The sequence below is a fragment of the Candidatus Solincola tengchongensis genome (genome assembly GCF_015711935.1).
In the GTDB taxonomy this organism is placed as follows: Bacteria; Actinomycetota; Geothermincolia; order Geothermincolales; family RBG-13-55-18; genus Solincola_A; species Solincola_A tengchongensis.
In genome coordinates, this window is record NZ_JACVJJ010000067.1 from 34,148 (window position 1) to 54,464 (window position 20,317).

Sequence of the window (20,317 nt, forward strand, 5' to 3'; positions counted from 1 at the left end):
TGTCAACTGCGCCCCATGGAGGCAAGTCGGATGACCGTCCCCATGAGCGCATCCCCGGGTTCCATGCGCCCCGTCTTGAGGTCCCTCTCCGCCTCGAGGAGGGCGGACAAGCTGTGGCGGAGACCTTTCTCCCCCAGAAGGGAGGCCTGGGGCCGGAGGCGGGAGCTCAGCATCCATTCCATGTTCGCCGGAAGCTTCAATTCCGCGGCTATCTCCCGGTCCGACAGGCCCTCATCGCGCAGGGCCATATAATTCAACAGCCGAAGGTAATGGCGGGTGAGGATGAAGAGGACCCGGTTGGGGTCCTCCCCTTGCTTCAACAGGCGGCGCAGGATCTTCAGGGCTTGATCGGTGTCTCCCAGCATGACGCGGTCGGTGAGTTCGTAGACCGCCTTCTCCGCCGAGGGCATAACCAGTGCGACCACTTCCTCCAGCTCCACGGGGCGGTCGCCCTGGTGAAAAAGGGCGATCTTCTCCACGGCGGCCTCCAGGGCCATGAGGTCCTCGCCCAGCATCTCCAGGAGATAGGGTATGGCCCTCCCGTTGACCCGCAGGCCACGCGCCTCGAAACGGGATTTTATCCACAGGGGTACCTTCTTACGGGATAAGGTGGCCTCCACTACCAGGACTTTCTCCCGGCACGCCTTGAGGAGAGGGGAGCTCTTCTTCAACCCCGCGGCCATGAGTATCAACACCGCGCTCTCCGGCGGGCGGTCGAGAAAGGAGGCGAGTAGCCTAACCTCCTTCGGCGACAGCATCTGGGCATCCCTCACCACCACGTATCTCCACCCTCCGGCCAAAGGTAGGGTCTCCGCCGCGGCCAGGGCCTCTTCCAGGCTGTCCTCGCCCATGCGGAAGACGTCGAGGTTGAACTCCATCTCCGGGTCGTTACGCGAGACCCTCTTCAGGATCTTCCTGAGCTCCTCCTCCAGGAGCAGCGCCTGTTCGCCGTGAATGAGAACGGCCTGGACTCTTCTTCCCTCGCTCAACGAAAGCCCCCCTCGAGGTCGACGCCCTTCAGGCCACCCGGCCGTGTCCCGTCCTTCCCTTCCGGGTCCACGACCATCGGCGGGATGGGATGAAGGGGGTACCTTCTTTCCCGCCGGGATCATCGGGGATACCCGACGTTACGGCCACCTTTATCGACGTAAACGGAGGGAGGGCGAGACGTCCTTCCCGCCGGGGCCCCCGAAGGCGGGAACCGGCAGGAGTGGCCCCCTCCCGTGATGTATGCACCCGAAATCCCCCCTCAACCACATGGATAACTATATCACCGTGAAGATCGGTCCGATACACAGTGCAACCCTGTCCCTGCAGCGCTCGCAGCGTGAGGGAGGAAGGGTGTCCGTAGGGGTTGTCGGCTCCCACGCTTATGACCGCCAGGCGGGGGCGCAGGGCGAGCAGGAACTCCTCCAACCCCTCTGCGTATCCTCCGTGGTGGGGGACCTTTAACAGGTCGCACGGGGTAGCGGCTTCTTTCGTGAGGCGGCCCAGTCCCTCCTCCTCCACGTCGCCCGTAAAGAGGAAACTCCTTCCGTCCACCTCGACCCTCAACACCAGAGACCGGTCGTTGGCGGGAATCTCCTCACCCCAAGCGGGATCGGGAGCCAGTGCTTCCATCACCAACCCCCCCACCTCGAACCGGTCTCCGCGTTTCATCTCCCGCACCGGTATCCCCATCTCCGCCGCCAGCACCAGGAAGCGGTGCCCCTCATTCCCATGCAGCGGAGGATGTACAACCAGGCCCACGGAGCAGGCCCGGAGGGCACCCTCCAGCCCGCCGGCGTGGTCCTCCTCCGGGTGGCTCACGGCGATGACCTCCAGACGTCGGATGTCCCGCGAGCGGAGCTTGCTCTCAAGGAGGTAGGGCTCCTTTCCCCCGTCGACCAGAAGGTTCACGCCACTGGGGGTCTGGAGGAGGCAGGAGTCCCCCTGCCCGACGTCCAGGAAGGTGAGGGCCGCAGTGTCCTCGCTCCCCGGAGCGGGGAGGTTGAACTGCAGCCCGCAGGCCAGAAGGAGGGAGACGAGAAGGACGAGGGCCACCGCCGCCCGGCGCCGGGTCCTTCCTCTTCCCAGTAAAGCGATGAGGAGGAGAGGAAAGTAGACCGCTGTCCAGGCCAGCGAAAAGGGGTAAACGCGAACCAGGCTCCACCTCGCGGAGGAGAAGGTCCCGGCGACCTTGAGCACCCAGCGGACCAGAGGCGCCGCGGGGACCAGCAGGATGTGGGATCCCGGCAGCCGGAGAGCCGCCAGGCATAGCGAGAGCATAGAGAACCCCATGAGCACGGGAAGCACGGGAAGGACAAGGAGGTTGCTCAAAGGCGCGAGGAGGGGCAGTTCCCCGAAATGGTGGAGGAGAAAAGGGCCCACGGCGGCCTGGGCGGCCAGCGAGGTGGCGAAAAGGCCCAGGACACGTGACCTTCCCGCCCCCAGAAGCCCTTCCAGGGGAGGCCTCAGGAGCACCACTCCGAGGGCCGCTGCCAGGGAGAGCTGAAAACTCGGCGAGGCCACCAGGTCGAATTGACGGGAAAAAAGGAAGAGCACCGCAAGCCCAGCGGCGGATAGAAAATCGAACTCCCTTCCCAGGAGGAAAGCAGCTCCGGCCACGAGCGAAACCACCGCCGCCCTCAGCACGGGCACGGAAAGCCCGGCCACCAGGGCGTAAAGGGAGAGCAGGGGCACCTGCAGTAAAACCGCTGCCCGGCGTGGGATGGCCAACCTCCTCCCCAGCCAGAGCAATCCGGCGGCCAGAATGCCCACGTGCAGTCCGGACGCGGCGCAGAGGTGGATCAAACCCGAGCCGCGCAGGGCCACCAGGTCGCGCAGCTCAAGCCTCCGGTAATCCCCCAGCAGGATCCCGCTGAGGAGGGCGGCTTCCCGCCTCGGCAAGGTGTTCGTGGCCAGCCCCACCCAAGTACTGCGCAGTCGGACTGCGCAGCGCAGCAGGGGACCGGGCTTCCCCTCCAGCGGCCTTACCTTTTCCGCCCGGAAACTGCCCCATGCCCGGCCCCCGGGACGGTTGAAGATGTGGAGGTATCCCTCCACCTCAAGGCGGTCTCCCCAATCCGGAGGATCGTCCATACCCTTCACATCTAGAAGGTAACCGTCTCCCGGCCGGGCGAAGGGACAATCCACAACCTCCTCCACCCGAAAGAGGCAGGCCTCCTCATCCGCCCGCCCGAAGTTCCCCGGCTCCACCCTCCCCTGCAGCCGCGCCCAACCGGCCTCTCCTCTCCTGCCCTCCAACCCCATCTCGCCATGCCAGCCGACGAAAAACCCCACATAGAACAACAACAGGGCCGGAATCACCCAGGCCCATTCCATCCGCCCCCTCCCGGCGGCCAGCACCAGCCAGGCCAGGGTCCCCACCACAAGGACCCAGGGAAAGGTCCGCCGGGCATCGCATCCCAGAGCCCCTCCCAGGGCCAGAGCCAGGGCCATGATGAGGAGCCGGGAGCGGCAAAGGAGGTCTCTTGCTTCCATCCTCACTGCGTCGAGTCCACCTCAGAGAGAGACGGGGACAAGGAATGGGACCGTTACCTGATCCAGAGCGGCATATCCGTCACGTAATCGGTCTCCGGCGCAAGGCTCATGGTATGGCGGTGCACCCAAGGGAGAGGCTTGTGCGGGAGCGTTGCCACCTCAAGACTTGGGGACCTTCAGCGGCCACACGTGCGCTTACCCCAGCTGAACGTCCGGGTGTTTTCGCACCAGACGCCCACGCCGCGACGTGCGTCGTCCTCGCGGCAAGGTCGGGGCACGCTCGGCCGCGCCTCATATCTCCACCAGTTCCTTTATCTCCTCGAACTTCTTGGGGCCTATGCCGGATACCTTCCGCAGCTCCTCCACGCTGTGAAAACCGCCGTTCGCCTCCCGGTAGTCCAGGATGCGCTGGGCGAGGGTGGGGCCGATGCCGGGTAGGCGCTCCAGGTCCTCCTTTCCCGCCGTGTTGATGTTCACCCGGTTCTCCGACTGCGACTGGGTTCCGCCCTGAGCCCCGGCATCCTCCCCCTTGCGGGGGACGGTTATCTTCTGCCCGTCCCGTACCGGCTGGGCCAGGTTGAGGGAATCCAGGTCCGCATCGGGCAGAGGCCCGCCGGCCTGCTGTACGGCGTCCATCACCCGCGCCCCCGGCTCGAGGAGCACCACGCCCGGGTGCATGACCGCCCCGGCCACGTGGACGGTAAGTCTGGAGATGTCGGCTTCAGTTTCGCCTTCCACCGGCTGCGCCGGAAGGAAATCCCCGGCTTGGCGGGGGGCCGGTCGCAGCAGGAGATAACCCCCGATCCCTGCAGCCAGCATCAAAGCGGCGACCACCGCCATCTGGCGGCGGGAGAGTCCGGATACCCAGTCGAGCAGGGAAGACAGCTTCTTCAGCATCTCCGCGGTCCGGGACGGGATTCGTGCGCTCGCAGCGAGTCGCTCAGCGGGTCACTATGTTCACCAGCTTGCCGGGGACCACCACCACCCTGGCGATCTCCCTTCCTTCCAGGTTTTTCCTCACCCGGGGCGAGGACAGGGCCACCCGCTCCATCTCCTCCCCGGTGATGTCGGCATCCACCTCTATGCGGTCCCTGACCTTGCCGTCTACCTGGGCCACCATGGTGATGCGCTCGGAGCGGGCGAGGCGGGGATCGTACTCCGGCCAGGGCTGCTGGTGCACGCTGAACTCACCACCCACCTCCTCCCACAGCTCCTCGGTGATGAAAGGAGCGAAAGGCGCCAGGAGGAGGATGAGGGTGCGCACGGCCTCATGCCCCTCGAAGGTGTTGAAGGCGTCGGGGCATTCCTCCATCTCACGGTAGAGGCCGTTGGTGAACTCCATGATGGCGGCTATGGCCGTGTTGAAGGCGAAACGCTCGATGTCTTCGGTGACCTTCTTGATGGTCCGGTGCGTGAGGTGGGAAAGGCGCTTGAGCACCTCGGCGTCCTCGGGCACCGGCTGGGTCTTGAAGGTGAGGATGTTCAGGTAGCGGTGCACAAGACGCCAAACGCGGTGCAGGAAGCGGTGGGCGCCCTCTATGCCTGCGTCGTTCCATTCCTTGTCCGCCTCGGGAGGCCCCAGGAAGAGGATGAAGAGACGCAGGGTGTCCGCGCCGTAGGTCTCGATGAAGCTCTCCGGGGTGATCACATTCCCCTTGGATTTGCTCATCTTGGCCCCTCCCATCACCACCATCCCCTGACAGAGGAGGTTGGTGAAAGGCTCGTCGAACTCCACCAGGCCCAGGTCCTTGAGTACCTTGGTGAAGAAGCGCGAATAGAGGAGGTGCATTATGGCGTGCTCGATGCCCCCGATGTATTGGTCCACGGGGAGCCAGTAGCGAACCGCCCGCGGGTCGAAGGGCCGTTCCTTGTCGTGAGGGCTGGCATAGCGCAGGTAATACCAGGAGGAGTCGACGAAGGTGTCCATGGTGTCCGTCTCTCGTTCCGCCTCCCCGCAGCAGCGCGGGCAGGTGGTGCGGCGGAACTCCTCCGACCTCTCCAGGGGCGATGGCCCCTCGAAGACGAACTCCACGTCCTCGGGCAGGAGAACGGGGAGGTCCTCCTCGGGGACGGGCACCATTCCGCAACGCGAACAGTAGATTATGGGGATGGGGACGCCCCAGTAACGCTGGCGGGATATAAGCCAGTCGCGAAGCCGGTAGTTGACGGCGCGCCTGCCCCAGCCGTGCTCCTCAAGGTAATCGGGAACGCGGACCGTCCTCCCCTCCTCGCTGTCCAGGCCCTCGAAGGGCCCGGAGTCCACCATTATGCCCGGGTCCACGTAGGCCTCGGTCATCTCCTCAGGGCGCAGCTCGCCGTCCGGAGGCCGGATGACCACTCGGATAGGCAGGCCGAACTTGCGGGCGAACTCGAAATCCCTCTGATCGTGCGCCGGAACGGCCATCACCGCCCCCGTCCCGTACTCCATGAGGACGAAGTTGGCCGTCCAGATGGGTACCTCCTCCCCGTTGACCGGGTTCACGGCATGTACTCCAAGAAAGACGCCGTCCTTCTCCGTCTCCAGGGAGGTGCGCTCGATGGCCGAGACGCCCTTCAACCTCTCCCGGAAGGCCTCCACGTCCTCGCGGTACGGGGTACCTTCGGTGAGCTCGTCCACCAGTGGGTGCTCCGGGGCCAACAGGAAGAAGGTCACTCCCCAGAGGGTGTCCGGCCTGGTGGTGAAGATGGGTATCTCCTGCCCGGTCTCCTTGACCCGGAACGTCACCTCGCATCCCTCGGAACGCCCGATCCAGTTGCGCTGCATGGTGAGGACGCTCTCCGGCCAGCCGGAGAGCTGGTCCATGTCCGAGAGGAGCCTCTCCGCGTAAGCCGTGATGCGCAGGAACCACTGCGAGAGCGCCTTCTGCTCCACCAGCGTGTCACAGCGCTCGCAGCGCCCCCCGACGACCTGCTCGTTGGCCAGGACGGTGCGGCAGGAGGGGCACCAGTTGGCCCAGGCCAGGGCCTTGTAGGCCAGGCCCTTCTCGTAGAACTTGAGGAAGAACCATTGCGTCCAGCGGTAGTACTCGGGATCGCAGGTGGCCAGTTCGCGGCTCCAGTCATAGGAGTAACCCAGGCGCTGCAGGCCCTCCTTCAGCAGGGCGATGTTCCCCCAGGTGTACTTGGAGGGATGGACCCCGGAGCGGATGGCGGCGTTCTCCGCCGGCAGGCCGAACCCGTCCCACCCCATGGGGTGAAGGACGTTCATCCCCCTGCGCCTTAGATAGCGCGCCAGCACGTCCCCCAGGTTGTAATTGGCCACATGCCCCATATGGGCGGGCCCGGAAGGATAGGGGAACATGACCAAGATGTATTTCTTGGGGCGCTCCTCGTCCTCCACACACCGGTAGAGGTCGGCTTCCTCCCAGCGCCTCCTCCATTTCTCCTCCAGGCGCGCGAAATCGTACTTCTCCTCCATGCTCACCTCTTGGAAACGGTTCCCAATAGCCTCCTGTTTTCCTCTCCTGCCCTTTTCGCGGCGTTCAAGGATACGTTAAAGTATGCTTTCCCTGCGGCGCAACCCGCCACGGGGAGGGATAATCCGTCCTCTGTCCCGGATGTCTTCCGGCGACCGGTTCGAGGCCATTTACTCCCGCCACCACAATTTTGTTAATATTTATAACTTATACATAATATACAATATATGACCGCACTGACAAGACCTCTTATCCGGAGCTACCCTGAAGAGGACGGTTCGGCCCTCTCTTCGACCTCGCCCCCCAAATCGCAGGGGATGATTTCCTCAGGAGATAGGGGCCTCTTTTGTTTACCATATATTCCCAGAAGGCGGGCCGCCTCCTCGAGAGCCTTCTCGCTGGGCACACCCCCGCGCGGAAAGCGACGCAGGAGTGCCGTGGGCCCCGGCCGGTCCCTCTCACGCAGGAGCAGGTCGGAGGGTAGCGCCATCTCCCTGATCTTCAGGTTCTCCTCGTGTCGCCTTCCCAGAACGATCAGGGTCTCCTCAACCCAGAACTGACGCCCCATCTTGACCAGCTCCGCATCGTATCGGTCGAAGCCGGGAACCCGGTCCATGAGCTGCCGGAGGCGGGAGGAGAAACCGGGGTCGGTGAGCAGGCAGCCCCCGGCCGGGCTCTCATAGTCCTCGATCCCCCATTCCATCGCCAACTCCATCTGGCGGCGACGGGAGCGCCCGCTGATGTCCAGGAGGTCCTCGCGCCTCACCCAGCCCTCCTTCTCCGGCCGCGTCTCCGGGAGAAGCCGGGCGGATAGAGGGCGCAGGAGCAGGTCCCCGGCACCGGAGTGACGGGCTACCAGCTCCAGGGCCTGCCGGTTCTGTGACTTGGGTCGCTCGCCCAGGACCTCCCCTGTGGCGATGAACCACCCGCCGAGCTCTTCCATCAACTCCAGCGCCTTTCCCACCATGAGGGAATGGCAGTCGATGCATGGATTGAGGTTCTTTCCGTACCCGAATCGCGGGTTCTTGACTATCTCCAGGTGGGGTTCGGTGATGTCCTCGACGCGGAGGGGGATGCCCAGCCGGAGGGCGGCCCTTTCCGCCTTGGCGCTGCCGAAGAAGGGGCTGCGGAAAGCGAGGCCCACCACATCCACCCCGCAACGGCGCAACAGTTCCGCGGCGAGCATGGAGTCCAGGCCTCCGGAGAGCAGCACCACCGCGCGCGGCTTTCCGCTCTCACCGATCGACATCTGCCTCACTACCTCCTTTGCGTTCCGGGAGAGGCCTCCCTGACCCACCTACGTACGCTACCGGCCGAACGTCACCGCCCAAAGTGAAGGGGTCCCATCCCGCCGCCTCTCCCCGCCTCGACCCGTGATGCCGCGCAAGGCATCCGGTCGTCGCGGGGGCTTGCCGTCTCGCCCCCAGGCGTTCGGGACGCGGCCACCGCTTACCGATGTTATCATTATTCCATGGATGAGCTACCGCGGCTCGCTGATCGCGTGAACTACACGGACCTCTTCTCCAGGGCCCTGACCGGGGTGGGAAAGGGCATGAGCGTGCCGGAGGCCCTGGCCGCCTGCGTCCGGGAGGATTACCCCCATGCCCACCGGGACGTACTCCAGACGGCGGAGGAGATACTCGAGGACCTCAAGCGACGGAAGGGGTGGGGGTCGCTTCGCGCCCTGCGGGAGCTGGCGGTGAACCCCCGGACGGTGGAGGAGATACGTGAGCGGCTGAGGAATGCCCCGCCGGACGGTTGGATAAAGGTCTCGGCAAGGGAGGTCTTCGCCGACTTCCCGCGCATCTTCTCACTCGCCCACCGCAAGCGGAAGTCCGGGTTTTCCCTGGAGGACTGCGTGGACATGGCGGTCAAGGAACTCTATCCCCACACCTTCAAACGCACGCGTGAGGCTGCCCTGCAATACCTGCGCCTGGCAGCCCGGCGCCTGGGGACCCATGAGCTACGGGCCCTGCGGGAGCTGGCGGAAGACCCAGGCCTCTTCCACTCCCTCTTCGAAGAGGACTGAGGTACGGCCGCCGAACTTCTCCACGACCCGCGGGGAAAGGGCAACGGCCGGAGCCCTGAGGTCTACGTTTACGTCTCACGGACGGGCGCAGGGAGACAAGAGGGCCGGGACCTCCCGTATGGTTACCTTCAGTCCAATCAGACCTCCGATCTCCCCTGCTCCATCCTGCCCAGCAACTCAAGCAGGGATTCCACACGCCGGGCTCTCTCCTCCAGCCTCTCCTGATAGGAGCGGGCCAGGACCTCCCGGATCACCTCCACCAGCCGGTGGGGGTCGAAGGGCTTGGTGACGTATTCGTCTGCGCCCCTTCTCCACCCCTCGAACATGTCCCGGTCCTCGGTGCGGGCCGTGAGCATGATAACCGGGATCCTCTCCGTGCGCGGGTCATTCCTCAGGCTGGCCAAGACCTCGAACCCGTCCATCTCCGGCATCATGATGTCCAGGAGCACGAGGTCCGGAGCTTCCTCCATCACCAGGCGTATGGCCTCCTCCCCGGAAAGGGCCTTCAGCGGCTGGAAACCCTCGAATTCGAGCACCGTGAAGAGGAGGTTGGCCATGGTGGCGTCGTCGTCAACGATGAGTATCTTCTCCGCCATGCACTCCCTCCTTCACCCTCCGCCCCATACCCGATGGACACCGGCCGAAGACTCGGATTCGTAAAAAATGAGTCCTTACGCCCCCCGACGAATCCACGCATCCCGGTTTCAAATTAATAATCGGCCCTGGGGCTCTCACCTTTAACAGGAAGCTCAACCTTCACGCCAAAAATAGACCGAAGGGTCCAAGAGGGGAATCCTGGCCTGGGTGCTGTATCCTTCCAGTAGGCACCTCCAGGGTAGAAAATGGTTGTGTGGACAACATACCATCACGGCCAAGCAGGGAAGAAGAACGGGAAAAATAGTGATTTCTCTTGCCGGGCGCGATTAACCTCGCTCCCTCGGCGTGATAGTCTTTTTCCTGAACCCGATGTCTGTCGCGGGGAGGCGGGGACCGTGCGGCCTGAAGTCCGCCGTACCGGTCCGGCGCGGCCTCCGCTACGACAGCATCTTCCCCCGGCGCAGGAGGGTGGATTGTCCAAAGACCCTTTTCCTGGTTCGGGAACCCCCTCGGGGACGGTGGCCTTCATCGCTGCCACCCCCGAGGAAGCCGCATGTCTTCAGCCGTTCCTCCGCCACCCGTCCCCGCTTCCGGCCCCGCCGGGGATGGCGCTACGGCGCGGTGGCGTGGGGCCCTTTGACGTACTGGTCCTGACCTGCGGGGTGGGAAAGGTCCCCGCGGCAGCCGGCACCATGTACCTCACGGAGCGCTACCAGCCCCGCGCCCTGGTACTCATCGGCACTGCCGGTTCCCTGGACCCCCGCCTGGGCATCGGCGACCTGGTGGTGGCCGACGAGGTGCTCCCCGCGGACGTGGGGGTCATCCACTCCCAAGGCTTCGGCCAGACGGGTCCGGGACTCTGCGCCGAGGGCCGGCTGCTCTTCCACAACCGTTTTCCCCTGGATGGCGAAATGGTGGAAGCGGCGGCCACTTCCGCCTCCCGTGCGGCGCTGACCTGCCACCGCGGGAGGGTCATCACCTGCGATCAGGTGGTCCTGGATCCCGGACTCCGCGCCTATCTTGGAAAGACCTTCCAGGCGTTGGCCGTGGAGATGGAGGGCTCCGCGGTGGCCCAGGTGGCCGGGGGAGCGGGAATACCCGTAGCGGTCATCCGTGCGATAAGCGACGAGATGGAACACGATTTCGTGGGCCTGGAGGAGATACTGCCCTATTGCGGTGAGTCGCGAACCGATCTGTGGGCCAGGCGCTACCGGATGCTGACCGCCGACGGTTCCATCCTCTCCCGGGCGCGGGAAATGCGCCGGGGCACGCGACGGGCACTGGCCAGCATCGGCCGCTTCCTGGAGGCCTTTCTCCCCGCGATCACCTGAACCCCAACCCCTACGCACCCGACACGTCAGCCCATCCCCGCTTGCCGGCGGGCGGGAGGGTTAAGAAGAACACGGTCCCTCTGCCGGGCTCCGACTCAACCCATATCCTCCCGCCCCAGCTCTCCACCGCCTTCTTCACGATGGACAAGCCCAGGCCCAGTCCGTGTTCCTCACAGGAATGCAGGCGGGTGAAGGGCTGGAAGATCTCCTCCGCCTTCCCGGGCTCTATGCCCATGCCGTTGTCCCTCAGGTAGAGGCACACCGCATCGCCCTCGGGCCGCCACCCGAGCCTGATCCTGGGAGGCACGTCCGGCCTCCGATATTTGAGAGCGTTGTCCAGGAGGTTGGAGAGGACCTGCTGCAGGCGCACACGATCCACCGCCACCAGGGGGATACTCTCGTCCACCTCCACCTCCGCCCCGAGGTTCTCCATTTCCAGCGCTCTCTCTTTTACAACCTCCCGGAACGACTCCTTCGGGTCCACCACCTCAAGCGAGGCGGCGCCTGCGGAGGCCCTGGCGTATTCCAGGAGGGAGTCGATGAGCCGGCCCATGCGTTCGGCGGCCTTCTCCATCCTCTCCAGGTATTCCATCTCCTCCCCGTCCAATCTCTCCCCGGCCCTTTCCCTCAGGAGCTCCAGGAACCCCTTGATCACCACCAGGGGGGCGTTCAGATCGTGGGAGACGGTCTGGGCGTAGGCCTCGAGCTCCCGGTTCTTCTCCCTCAGCTCCGCCGTCCTCTCCTCCACCGCCCTCTCGAGCTCCCGGTAATGGTCCTCCAATTCCCCACGCAGCTGTTTCCCTCTCCAGCTTAGATAGGCAACCACGCACCCCACGATGATGAAGGACGAGCCCCGTATGGTCTCCTGCCAAAGGGAGACCTGCAATCCGCTCACAGTATGGGATATAAGAAGTGCCGCGAAAAGGGCGACGGCCACGCTAAGCCCGCTCCAGTCCCACCAAAAGGCGGCCAGGACCACGGGGAGATAAAAGAAGTGGGTGAACACCACGTCCTTGTACAACCTGAAGTGGAAGATGGAAACCAGGGTCAGGGACATCGCCATCAGGACAGCCAGGAGCGAGATGCGCACCCATCTTCTGTCGTGCAGCTTGCTGCCATCAAATGCGCACATCTTTATCCCTCACGTTTTCTTGAGGGTGCTCCCCGCAACGCCGGGGGAGATCCACTTGACCTGGATGATCTTCTTCGCGAGCGGCCCGTCCGCACAAAGGTGCACCGAGCGTCCTCTTATTATATTCCCAACATGTGGTTAACGGACCCATCGGATGAAGACCGCCTGCGGAACCGAAAAAGTTCACATCTGCTATAATTAACGCATGTCCGCGGTAAGAGCCGGGGAGCGCAGGGCGGAGACCCTGAAGAGGCGGTTGCTGGCCGGGCTTCTGGGGTTCACCGGCACGGCCACGGCCGCTTTCTGGATACTCTTCTTCGCCGGTAAGATCCAGGCCACGGAGACGGAGCAGGACGAGGCCTTCGAGCGCGCCTTCCCCCTCGCCGATTCCTGGATGAGCACCGCCTGCATGCTCGCCGCCTGGCATCTGTGGAAGGGCGAGCCGGAGGGGCACTTCTTCGGCGTGGCGGCGGCGAGCTCGCTCCTCTTCCTCTCCCTGATGGACATCCTCTACTCCCTGGAGAACCGTAAATACTGGCCCCTGGACAGGGACCGCCTCACCATGCTCCTCATCCACCTGTGGACCCTGGGCCTGGGGACGGTCACCCTCTCCTATCTCTGGAAAAGTTTTCCTTCCCCGCCCAACGAAACTTGAGCGCGGGTGAGTCAGGCGGGCAAAGGCGGGCCTTCCCCAAATATCACCGCAAGGATAGGCCCCAACCGCATTCCCCGCAATCTGAGCCTCCGGCGGTTATCATCCAGTGGGGGGTTCGCCGACCTGCCGGCGCTCAGGACGATGGGCGTAGGCACCCCAGGCCCTTCATCTCGCGCCGCCATTCCTTCACCCGGAGGAGGGAAAAGCGCGCGGAGCACACCCCGTATCGGGAGCACGGGACGGCCTTTCAGGAGCCGGCTTTCTTTCCTGTACCCCCTCGCGCTCCCCTCTCCGACCCCCTGCCGCCCCCACGGGCGGAGGAGGCTTCGGCTGCACGGGAGACCTTACCTGCCGCGGAGGACTTTTTCCTGGGTCTCCCTCTCCCGCTTCCCTCTCTCACCGCTTCCCGGCAGCGATCCATCACCCACTTGGAGACCATGGGCGCCAGCTCCTTTTGGGAGCGCGAACTCACGTAGATGCCGATGTGCCCCCCGGGGAAGCCGTAAAGCGTCTTGTCCTCGCTTCCCACCAGGTCGTTGAGGGGTATGGACGACACGGGAGGCACCAGGTGGTCCTCGGTGGCGTAGATGTTGAGGAGAGGCATGGTTATCCTCGCCAGGTCCACCCGCCGGCCGCCTATCTCCAGCTCGCCCTTCACCAGCTTGTTCTGCTGGTAGAGGTCCTTTAAGAACTTCCGGTAGGCCTCTCCCGCCTGAGCCGGGCTGTCGAAGATCCACTTCTCCATGCGCACGAAATTGGCCACCGTGGCCGGGTCGTCCAGGTTGTCCATGAGCCCCACGTACTTGTCCACCAGGAGCTGGAAGGGCCTGAGCATGAGGAAGCCCACGTTCATGAACTCGCCGGGGATGATACCCATGGTGTCCACCATCTTGTCCACGTCCATATGCTGGCTCCACACGTTGAGCAGCCCGTCGGTGACGTGGAAATCGACGGGGGTGACCATGGTGATCAGGTTGCGGATCTTCTCCGGGTAGAGGGCCGAATAGATGACGGAGAAAGTCCCTCCCTGACAGACCCCCAGGAGGTTGATGCGCTCGTGCCCTGACCTCCGGCGCACGAGATCCACGCAATCGTTGAGATAGACGTCTATATAGTCCTCCAGGGTGACGTAGCGGTCTCCGTGGTCGGGATAACCCCAGTCGATGATGTAAATGTCCAGGCCCTCCCCCAGGAGGTTGCGGATTAGGCTGCGGTCGGACTGCAGGTCCATCATGTACTGGCGGTTGACCAGGGCATAACAGATGAGAATGGGGACGGGGCAGCGTGGCTTCTCTTCAGACAGGTAATGATAGAGCCGTACCTTGTCCTCCTCGAAGACCAGCTCCTTGGGAGTGGGCTCCACATCCACGTCGGGGATGCTCAGAAGGATCTCGGCCCCCTTCACCACCTTGCGGTTGACCTCCTCCAGCTCCTGGAGGAAGAACTTGGGATCCAGGAACTCGCGGAACATGCTCACCCCTCCCCTCCCGTCCCGGCCGCCTCTTTCCTCAACCCGTCCAGCTCCTTCCTCAAGGAACGCACCTCCCGTTTCAGGCGGTCCAGGGTCCGATATAGGTTATCCATCTCGGAGCGGTTGGGGAAAGGCATTTCCTTGGAAATCTCTTCCACGTAGGCCCGGAAGGCGGCCCGGAACTCCATCCCCTTGTCCACCAGCTGCCCCAGGAGACGCGAGAATTCCTCGGTGCGGAACAGCTCCACATAGAGGTCCTCGTTGGTCTGCCACCACAGGCGGTAGAGGTCCCGGAAGGACATGGGCTCCTCCCCGCCTTCCTCACCAAGGGAGGCCAGCCTCTCCTTAAGCTTTTCGAAACCCCTGGCACCTGCGGCCTGCAGGGCGGCGTAGAACTCGGCCAGCGCGATGCCGAACTCGTTGAGGGAATCCATGGTTCTGGTATATTTTTCCATAGTTTCACGGTAATAACCCATGGCCGGCATGCGCAGGAGGCGCCCGTAACTCTCCTCGTATACTTTCCTCCATTCCTCGTAGACCTGGAGGGCAGTCTCCGGTGAAGGGCGCTCCAGGCTCATACCCCGCCCGGCCATGGAGCGAGCGAACTCCGCCCAGGGGGCCAGGAAGTGGGCGGTGAGCCCTCCGAGGAGAAGGGGTATCTCGCCGGAATAGAGCTCGGCCACCCACTGCAGGGGCTCGGGGAGGGCAGGAGCGAAGACCTTTTCCACCAGCTCCCGGTAACGCTCGGCCCACCTGTCGAGCAGGGCGTGCACCGCTTCCAGGTCGAACTCCCCCTCCTTCCCGACGGAGCGGCGGTAGTCCTCGTACATCTGCATCCACAGGGAATAAAGGCCGCTATAGACCTCCAGGGAACGGAAAGCCCGGAGGAAGGTCTCCGGCCCCACGCCCGTGAAGGGCACCGCGAACCTGGACATGAGCTCCCTGGTGTGATCCATCCATTCCCGGAAAAGGGCCTCCGCCTCGCCGGCCTTCTTCCCCGCCTCACCGGAGGCCGCCCTCCAGCCCGGGAAGCCACCGGAGAGGGTGCTCCCCCAGGCCTCCATCCACATGCGCATGGCCTCCGCCTGCAATTCCCGCCAGCGTTTCCAGGTGTCGCTCCAGTCAAACCTTTCTCCGCCGTTACCGGCCATATCCCCCTCCTCGACCCACCGTTTCGCCAGCTGTGGCGGGCGAAACGAACTCACTACTCTCCCAGCAGCTCCTCCAGGCGGCGCAGCCCGTCCTCCAGGTTGCGCATGAGCTCCTCCCGCCCCTTGCGCAAGTTCTCCAGCCATTCGGCGAGCATCTTCTCGCCCTCTTTCTGCATCTCCCCGCTCTGCTCCAGGAAGGTCCTCCACATCTTCTCCATCTGCTCCTGGAAGGAACCCAGGGTGTCGAAGGTCATGCGCAGGAACTGACGCATGCCCTCCAGGGTCATCTTCTGAACCGCCTTGGGATCCATTTCCCCCTCCTTTCCACCGCCACCGGCGGAGACCCTGCCTCCGTCCCCGCACCCTCTTTCTACCTATTCCCGCCAGTCGGCGCTTCTCTGGAGAGCCCCGCCACAGGCCCGAACGGACTCCTCGGTTCGCTTCCCGCCATCGCTGACCGCATGAGGCCCGCACCGCCGCTTCGGCTCAGGGTTTCTCCATCTCCGCCGCGCCCCGACACATCTATGTTTCCTCCGGCGCACCCTCGATAAACACGACCGTGGGAGCGGGCCTTCAACCGGCTGTCCCACCGTCAGCGGCACCGCCGGTGAGATCCTTCCGCGCAAGACATCATGAGTCACTCCATTCAGGGACATGGGCACCGTCACTCTCCATGGATCCTCCCTGCTCTCAGCCGGGGTCACGACATCCCAAACGACCGCCACCACCCGCGGTTGGGGTACCGCGACCTGCGAGAGCCCTCTTCTTTTCCGCCCGCGATGACCCATTAAAAGAGCCGGGAAACGACATGAGGAATCCGGAATCCCGGGGAAGATTCCCCTGATCGTAGTGATTTCCCGGTCGGTGCGGCGTCTCGGAGGCATGGCGAGGGACATGGCTCCGGTTAAAGCGGCTCGAGGCAGCACATCGCCCGCCTCACCGCACGCCGCAAGGCTCGCGGCTTCAAGGATGCAATGTTGTATACTTGTTGCCGCGGATAGTCGGGAACCGGCCGGAAAACGCGCCTAAAGGCTCCGCATCCGGAAACCGTAGGAAGGGATGAGTTCCTCCCCCCACGAGGGACTGCGGAATGGACGGCCCCGGACCGGAGGCGGTCCGCCTGCGGATGGACGCGTCATCTCCGGCGGAGGATCGGAAAGGTCGAGGGGTGATTCATGGTGCGCAAAAGGATCGTTCCGCTGGCGGCCCTGGCCCTTCTTTTCGCCCTTCTCCTTCCCCTCGCGGGTTGCGGGAGCGCGGACCAGGAGGCCTATTTCCGGGAGATGCGCGAGATCGACGAGGAGCTGACAGCGAGGCTCGAGGTGCTCGAGGAGGAGGCGGGCGAGGCGGACCGTTCCGGCCGGCTGGAACCCGGAGAGGGGTTGGCGGAGGTCTTGGAAGAGATGGCCGCGGCCCTTGAGGAGGGGGTCGTGGAGATGAGCAGGGTAAAGGTCCCTGCAGGCGGCGAGGAAGCTCATCTTAGCCTTCTGAAGCTCCTCTCCGGAGCGGCTAGGGGTTACCGGGATGCCGCTTCCGCCCTCAGTCCCCACGCGGCGGAGGAAGAGGGCGCGGACGATTTGGAGGAGGGTGGCACGAGCCCCGAGGAATCGGAGGGGCACCCCGCGGGGGAGACGGAGGAAGAGAGCCAACAACCTCTGGCTCCATCCGGGCAGACGGGAAGTACCTCAAGCCACTGAGCGGCTTTGACGCGCACGGAACCCGATTCTCGCCGGTCGTCCTTCCTCGAAACCCCGGTGGCGATTCCCGGCGTATAATAACCCCATAAGGTTCTCACGGTGTAGGATGGAGAAAGGGGAAGGCGCATGAACGACGAGGACCTCTACCAGCAACTGGCGAACAGGGTGCTCATGCCCCAGAGCAAGATCATCCCCGAGCTCTTCCGCATGATCGCCGATGAGGAGGAAGCCCGGCTCCTTCTCTCCACTCCCGGTACCCTCCCCGAGCTGGCGGAGAAGACAGGGCTTCCCCCCGAAGAGGTTGAGGAGAAACTGAAGGTCCTCTTCCGTAAGGGGGTGATCTTCAAGTCCGAGAAGCCCCAGGGTACCGTCTACCGCATGTGCCGGGACCTGGTCCAGTTCCACGACGCCTCCATACTCTGGCCGGAGGCCCCGGCGGAATACCACCGCCTCTGGAAGCGTTTCATGGCCGAGGAGTGGCCGGAGTTCGCCGGCATGGTCTCCAGGATGCTCCCTAAGCCCTTCTCGCGCATCGTCACCGTGCGTCAACCGGTGGAGGCCCGCTCGCGCATCCTGGCCTACGACGACGTGGAGCAGATAATCAGGGATTCGGGAAAGGTTGCGGTGACCAAGTGCACCTGCCGCCTCATCGAGGGCAATTGCGACAAGCCCCTGGAAGTATGCCTGCAGGTGGGCAAAGCCGCGGAGTACACCATCGAGAGGGGCAGCGGCCGCGAGGTGAGCGTCGAAGAGGCGCTGGAAATCGTCCGTGAATGCGAGGAGGCTGGGCTGGTGCATGTCACCATGAACCGGGCCACGGACAGCCACTTCATCTGCAACTGCTGCGACGACTGCTGCATGTCCTTCACCCTCATCTCCAAGGGCATCAACCTGTGCGACCCAAGCCGCTTCCAGGCGCGCGTGGATCCCGAGCGATGCAGCGGCTGCGGCACCTGCTTGGAACGCTGTTTCTTCGGGGCTCTCTCCCTCGTCGGGGAGGAGGGATCCGAGGTCAGCCAGGTGGACCCGGAGAGATGCATGGGTTGCGGGCTCTGCATGGTCACCTGCCCCGAGGAAGCCATATCCCTTGATCTGGTGCGGGAGGAGGATTTCATCCCCCGCTTCTGAACGCGCAACGAAAAGGGGGCGGGTCTTCCCGCCCCCTTTTTCTTGCCCCCGCCACTTACACGTTCAGCCACACCGCGGCGTTGGTGATGCAGTACTCCTCGGGCCGCTCCTTGGTGGTGCAGCGGAAGGAGCCTATACGTTCAGCCACACCGCGGCGTTGGTGATGCAGTACTCCTCGGGCCGCTCCTTGGTGGTGCAGCGGAAGATTATCTTGTCCTCCGATTCCTGCCACATCTGGGTGACGATGGTGTCCCCCGGCCACACCGGACGGCTGAAGCGTACCTTGATGGCCTTGAACTTGGCCGGGTCGTTCCCGCAGTACTCCCTGAGTACAGCCCGGCCCGCGTGACCGAAGGTGCACAAGCCGTGCAGTATGGGCTTGGGGAAGCCCGCCATGCTGGCGAAGTTGGGGTCGATGTGCAGGGGGTTATAGTCCCCGGAGAGGCGGTAGATCATGGCCTGGATGGGCAGGGTCTTCATCTCCACCACCTTGTCCGGCTCGCGGTCCGGGGGCTCGTTTCCCGGCTCGGGACCGCGTTCTCCTCCGAAGCCTCCCTCGCCCCGGATGAAGCTGGAGAACTTGTTGAAGAAGACCACGTCACCCGATTCGTCGACCGTCTCCACGTCCAGGTCGATGACCGCGCCCTTGGTCTTATCCCACACGGCAGCGATCTTGGGCTTGGAGGTCAGCTTGCCCTGGGTGGGTATGGGGTGTTTGCGGATCTCCAGGTACTGCTCCCCGTGCACCAGCATCACCAGGTTGATGTTCACGCCCTCCACGTTCACCAGCCCCATGAGGGCCGGGAAGGGCGGGATGACCCCGAAGGTGGGCAGGACCTGCAGCCCGTTCTCGTAGACGAACTTCAGCTCGTCTTCCTCGTATCCCGCCCCCACTCCCAGGGCGTAGAGGATGACGTCCCTCGCCGTGTACTCGTAATCCAGCGCGGGAAGCTCCTTCCCGATAACCGAAAGGTCGATTGGCATCTTATCAACTCCTTCCTCGGCTCACCGCGTTCCAGCCTCTCCAGATCAGCCCAGGTTGAGCTTGGAAAGGGCGTTCCCGGTCTGCTCGGTGGCGTTCTCGAAGGTGCGGGCGCCCTCCAGGGAGACTATCTTGTCGATGTTCTCGTCGATCTTCTCCAGGGTGATGCCCTCCGCGGGGTCGATGAAGATCCCCGGGCCCTCCATGAAGGCGGTGCGGCTGAAGTAACCGGCGCCGGCCACGAAGGTGTACCCGGAGAAGTTGCAGCGGTCCGAGCATGCCCACACCACCATGGGGGCCACGTACTCGGGCTTGAGGATCTCCACCAGGTTGGGGGGCAGGACGGTGGCCGTCATGCGCGTACCGGCGATGGGCACGATGACATTGCACAGGATGTTGTACTTGGCGCCCTCCTGCTTGAGCACGTGCATGAGCCCGATGATGCCCATCTTGGCCGCCCCGTAGTTGGCCTGCCCGAAGTTCCCGTACACACCTGCGGCGGAGGCGGCGGAGACGATGCGCCCGTAGTTGTTCTCCCGCATGTAGGGCCAGGCCGCCTTGGAGCAGTAGAAGGTCCCGTTGAGGTGGACGGCGATGACCTTCTCGTAGTCCTCGAGCTCCATCTTGAGGAAGCTCTTGTCGCGCAGGATTCCGGCGTTGTTGATGAGGATGTCGATCTTCCCGTAATTGTCGATGGCCGTCTTGATGATGTTCTGGGCGCCCTCCCAGTCGGCCACGCTGTCGAAGTTGGGGACCGCCTCCCCGCCGGCGTCCTTTATCTCCTGCACCACTTTCTCGGCCGCGGTGGTCCCGGAGCCCGTCCCGTTCACGGCCCCGCCCAGGTCGTTTACCACCACCTTGCAACCACGGCTGGCAAGGAGCAGGGCGTATTCCCTACCCAGGCCGCCGCCGGCCCCGGTCACTACTGCGACGCGTCCGTCGAACCTTATCTCCGACATATACCCTCTCCTTTCCTTCCTCCGGGGGTCTCCCCCGACGATCCCTTACATCCTCTGCAGGACGGCAGAGAGAGATGTTCCCTGCCTTCTCCTTTCGCCCTCGAGCCGCTCCGCGGCTTTATAATTATATAACGCATCTCGGCTCTTTTACCAAACGGTACGGGCGATTGCGCCGCGCCCCAATCCGGGCGCCCGGAAGGGCCGTGCAACCGACTTTCCTCCCCCTAATTCCGTCTTCAACGTCTCCGGCCCGCCCGGTAAAATGCCCCTGAAGGCGGAGGTCCCG

Annotated in this window: 17 protein-coding genes; 5 read left to right on the top strand and 12 right to left on the bottom strand. The window is 64.0% G+C overall.

The genetic code is table 11. From position 1 onward, the window contains the following. Positions 1–2: 2 nt before the first annotated feature. The 5 genes from holA to H7007_RS06030 form a co-directional block, all read right to left on the bottom strand. The gene (gene holA, locus H7007_RS06010) at positions 3–989 is read right to left on the bottom strand and encodes a DNA polymerase III subunit delta (RefSeq protein WP_287153885.1); all 987 of its coding nucleotides are present in this window, start codon (positions 987–989) and stop codon (positions 3–5) included. A gap of 28 nt (positions 990–1,017) precedes the next feature. Continuing rightward, positions 1,018–3,483, bottom strand: a complete 2,466-nt coding sequence (locus H7007_RS06015; RefSeq protein WP_287153913.1) for a ComEC/Rec2 family competence protein — start codon at positions 3,481–3,483, stop codon at positions 1,018–1,020. Positions 3,484–3,774: 291 nt separating this feature from the next. After that, positions 3,775–4,380, bottom strand: coding sequence for a helix-hairpin-helix domain-containing protein (locus H7007_RS06020; RefSeq protein ID WP_287153887.1), 606 nt, complete (start codon positions 4,378–4,380; stop codon positions 3,775–3,777). 43 nt (positions 4,381–4,423) lie between these two features. Beyond that, a complete protein-coding gene (gene leuS, locus H7007_RS06025; protein ID WP_287153888.1) occupies positions 4,424–6,901 on the bottom strand; it encodes a leucine--tRNA ligase in 2,478 nt (825 codons plus the stop codon). 257 nt (positions 6,902–7,158) lie between these two features. Further along, positions 7,159–8,148, bottom strand: a complete 990-nt coding sequence (locus H7007_RS06030) for a hypothetical protein (protein ID WP_287153889.1) — start codon at positions 8,146–8,148, stop codon at positions 7,159–7,161. A gap of 252 nt (positions 8,149–8,400) precedes the next feature. Between H7007_RS06030 and H7007_RS06035 the strand changes: the two genes are divergently transcribed. After that, a complete protein-coding gene (locus tag H7007_RS06035; protein WP_287153891.1) occupies positions 8,401–8,928 on the top strand; it encodes a hypothetical protein in 528 nt (175 codons plus the stop codon). Between the two features lie 137 nt (positions 8,929–9,065). On the opposite strand, the gene H7007_RS06040 is transcribed toward H7007_RS06035, so the two are convergent. Further along, positions 9,066–9,524, bottom strand: coding sequence for a response regulator transcription factor (locus H7007_RS06040; protein WP_287153893.1), 459 nt, complete (start codon positions 9,522–9,524; stop codon positions 9,066–9,068). 246 nt (positions 9,525–9,770) lie between these two features. Between H7007_RS06040 and mtnN the strand changes: the two genes are divergently transcribed. Beyond that, positions 9,771–10,856, top strand: a complete 1,086-nt coding sequence (gene mtnN, locus H7007_RS06045) for a 5'-methylthioadenosine/S-adenosylhomocysteine nucleosidase (protein WP_287153895.1) — start codon at positions 9,771–9,773, stop codon at positions 10,854–10,856. Between the two features lie 10 nt (positions 10,857–10,866). Here mtnN and H7007_RS06050 read toward each other — a convergent pair whose 3' ends face one another. Then, positions 10,867–11,988: a sensor histidine kinase gene (locus H7007_RS06050; RefSeq protein WP_287153897.1), complete on the bottom strand. Its 1,122-nt coding sequence runs from the start codon at positions 11,986–11,988 to the stop codon at positions 10,867–10,869. 205 nt (positions 11,989–12,193) lie between these two features. Between H7007_RS06050 and H7007_RS06055 the strand changes: the two genes are divergently transcribed. Next, entirely contained in the window at positions 12,194–12,643 is a 450-nt protein-coding gene (locus H7007_RS06055; RefSeq protein WP_287153899.1) for a hypothetical protein, read from the top strand. A 247-nt stretch (positions 12,644–12,890) separates the two neighbouring features. On the opposite strand, the gene phaC is transcribed toward H7007_RS06055, so the two are convergent. From phaC to H7007_RS06070, 3 genes are read right to left on the bottom strand one after another with little or no spacing between them, the layout of a single operon-like run. Further along, a complete protein-coding gene (gene phaC / locus H7007_RS06060; protein WP_287153901.1) occupies positions 12,891–14,114 on the bottom strand; it encodes a class III poly(R)-hydroxyalkanoic acid synthase subunit PhaC in 1,224 nt (407 codons plus the stop codon). Positions 14,115–14,116: 2 nt separating this feature from the next. Next, positions 14,117–15,265, bottom strand: a complete 1,149-nt coding sequence (locus tag H7007_RS06065; protein ID WP_287153903.1) for a poly(R)-hydroxyalkanoic acid synthase subunit PhaE — start codon at positions 15,263–15,265, stop codon at positions 14,117–14,119. Positions 15,266–15,318: 53 nt separating this feature from the next. Further along, a complete protein-coding gene (locus H7007_RS06070) occupies positions 15,319–15,576 on the bottom strand; it encodes a hypothetical protein (RefSeq protein WP_287153905.1) in 258 nt (85 codons plus the stop codon). An 864-nt stretch (positions 15,577–16,440) separates the two neighbouring features. Between H7007_RS06070 and H7007_RS06075 the strand changes: the two genes are divergently transcribed. Together H7007_RS06075 and H7007_RS06080 are read left to right on the top strand one after the other, a co-directional pair. Further along, positions 16,441–16,962 (top strand): hypothetical protein, encoded by a 522-nt coding sequence (locus H7007_RS06075; RefSeq protein WP_287153906.1) that lies wholly within the window; start codon positions 16,441–16,443, stop codon positions 16,960–16,962. Between the two features lie 126 nt (positions 16,963–17,088). Continuing rightward, the gene (locus H7007_RS06080) at positions 17,089–18,090 is read left to right on the top strand and encodes a 4Fe-4S dicluster domain-containing protein (protein WP_287153907.1); all 1,002 of its coding nucleotides are present in this window, start codon (positions 17,089–17,091) and stop codon (positions 18,088–18,090) included. Positions 18,091–18,222: 132 nt separating this feature from the next. Here H7007_RS06080 and H7007_RS06085 read toward each other — a convergent pair whose 3' ends face one another. Continuing rightward, positions 18,223–19,074 carry a MaoC/PaaZ C-terminal domain-containing protein gene (locus tag H7007_RS06085; protein WP_287153909.1) on the bottom strand — a complete coding sequence of 284 codons (852 nt, stop codon included), beginning with the start codon at positions 19,072–19,074 and terminating at the stop codon, positions 18,223–18,225. Between the two features lie 45 nt (positions 19,075–19,119). After that, complete coding sequence (locus H7007_RS06090) at positions 19,120–20,031, bottom strand: SDR family oxidoreductase (RefSeq protein WP_287153911.1); 912 nt, start codon at positions 20,029–20,031, stop codon at positions 19,120–19,122. Between the last annotated feature and the right edge of the window lie 286 nt (positions 20,032–20,317).

Coding starts and splice junctions, on each gene's coding strand:
- H7007_RS06015 (WP_287153913.1), bottom strand. CDS start 3,483: ATGGAAGCAAGAGACCTCCTTTGCCGCTCCCGGCTCCTCATCATGGCC.
- H7007_RS06020 (WP_287153887.1), bottom strand. CDS start 4,380: ATGCTGAAGAAGCTGTCTTCCCTGCTCGACTGGGTATCCGGACTCTCC.
- leuS (WP_287153888.1), bottom strand. CDS start 6,901: ATGGAGGAGAAGTACGATTTCGCGCGCCTGGAGGAGAAATGGAGGAGG.
- H7007_RS06030 (WP_287153889.1), bottom strand. CDS start 8,148: ATGTCGATCGGTGAGAGCGGAAAGCCGCGCGCGGTGGTGCTGCTCTCC.
- H7007_RS06040 (WP_287153893.1), bottom strand. CDS start 9,524: ATGGCGGAGAAGATACTCATCGTTGACGACGACGCCACCATGGCCAAC.
- mtnN (WP_287153895.1), top strand. CDS start 9,771: ATGGTTGTGTGGACAACATACCATCACGGCCAAGCAGGGAAGAAGAAC.
- H7007_RS06050 (WP_287153897.1), bottom strand. CDS start 11,988: ATGTGCGCATTTGATGGCAGCAAGCTGCACGACAGAAGATGGGTGCGC.
- H7007_RS06055 (WP_287153899.1), top strand. CDS start 12,194: ATGTCCGCGGTAAGAGCCGGGGAGCGCAGGGCGGAGACCCTGAAGAGG.
- phaC (WP_287153901.1), bottom strand. CDS start 14,114: ATGTTCCGCGAGTTCCTGGATCCCAAGTTCTTCCTCCAGGAGCTGGAG.
- H7007_RS06065 (WP_287153903.1), bottom strand. CDS start 15,265: ATGGCCGGTAACGGCGGAGAAAGGTTTGACTGGAGCGACACCTGGAAA.
- H7007_RS06070 (WP_287153905.1), bottom strand. CDS start 15,576: ATGGATCCCAAGGCGGTTCAGAAGATGACCCTGGAGGGCATGCGTCAG.
- H7007_RS06075 (WP_287153906.1), top strand. CDS start 16,441: ATGGTGCGCAAAAGGATCGTTCCGCTGGCGGCCCTGGCCCTTCTTTTC.
- H7007_RS06080 (WP_287153907.1), top strand. CDS start 17,089: ATGAACGACGAGGACCTCTACCAGCAACTGGCGAACAGGGTGCTCATG.
- H7007_RS06085 (WP_287153909.1), bottom strand. CDS start 19,074: ATGCCAATCGACCTTTCGGTTATCGGGAAGGAGCTTCCCGCGCTGGAT.
- H7007_RS06090 (WP_287153911.1), bottom strand. CDS start 20,031: ATGTCGGAGATAAGGTTCGACGGACGCGTCGCAGTAGTGACCGGGGCC.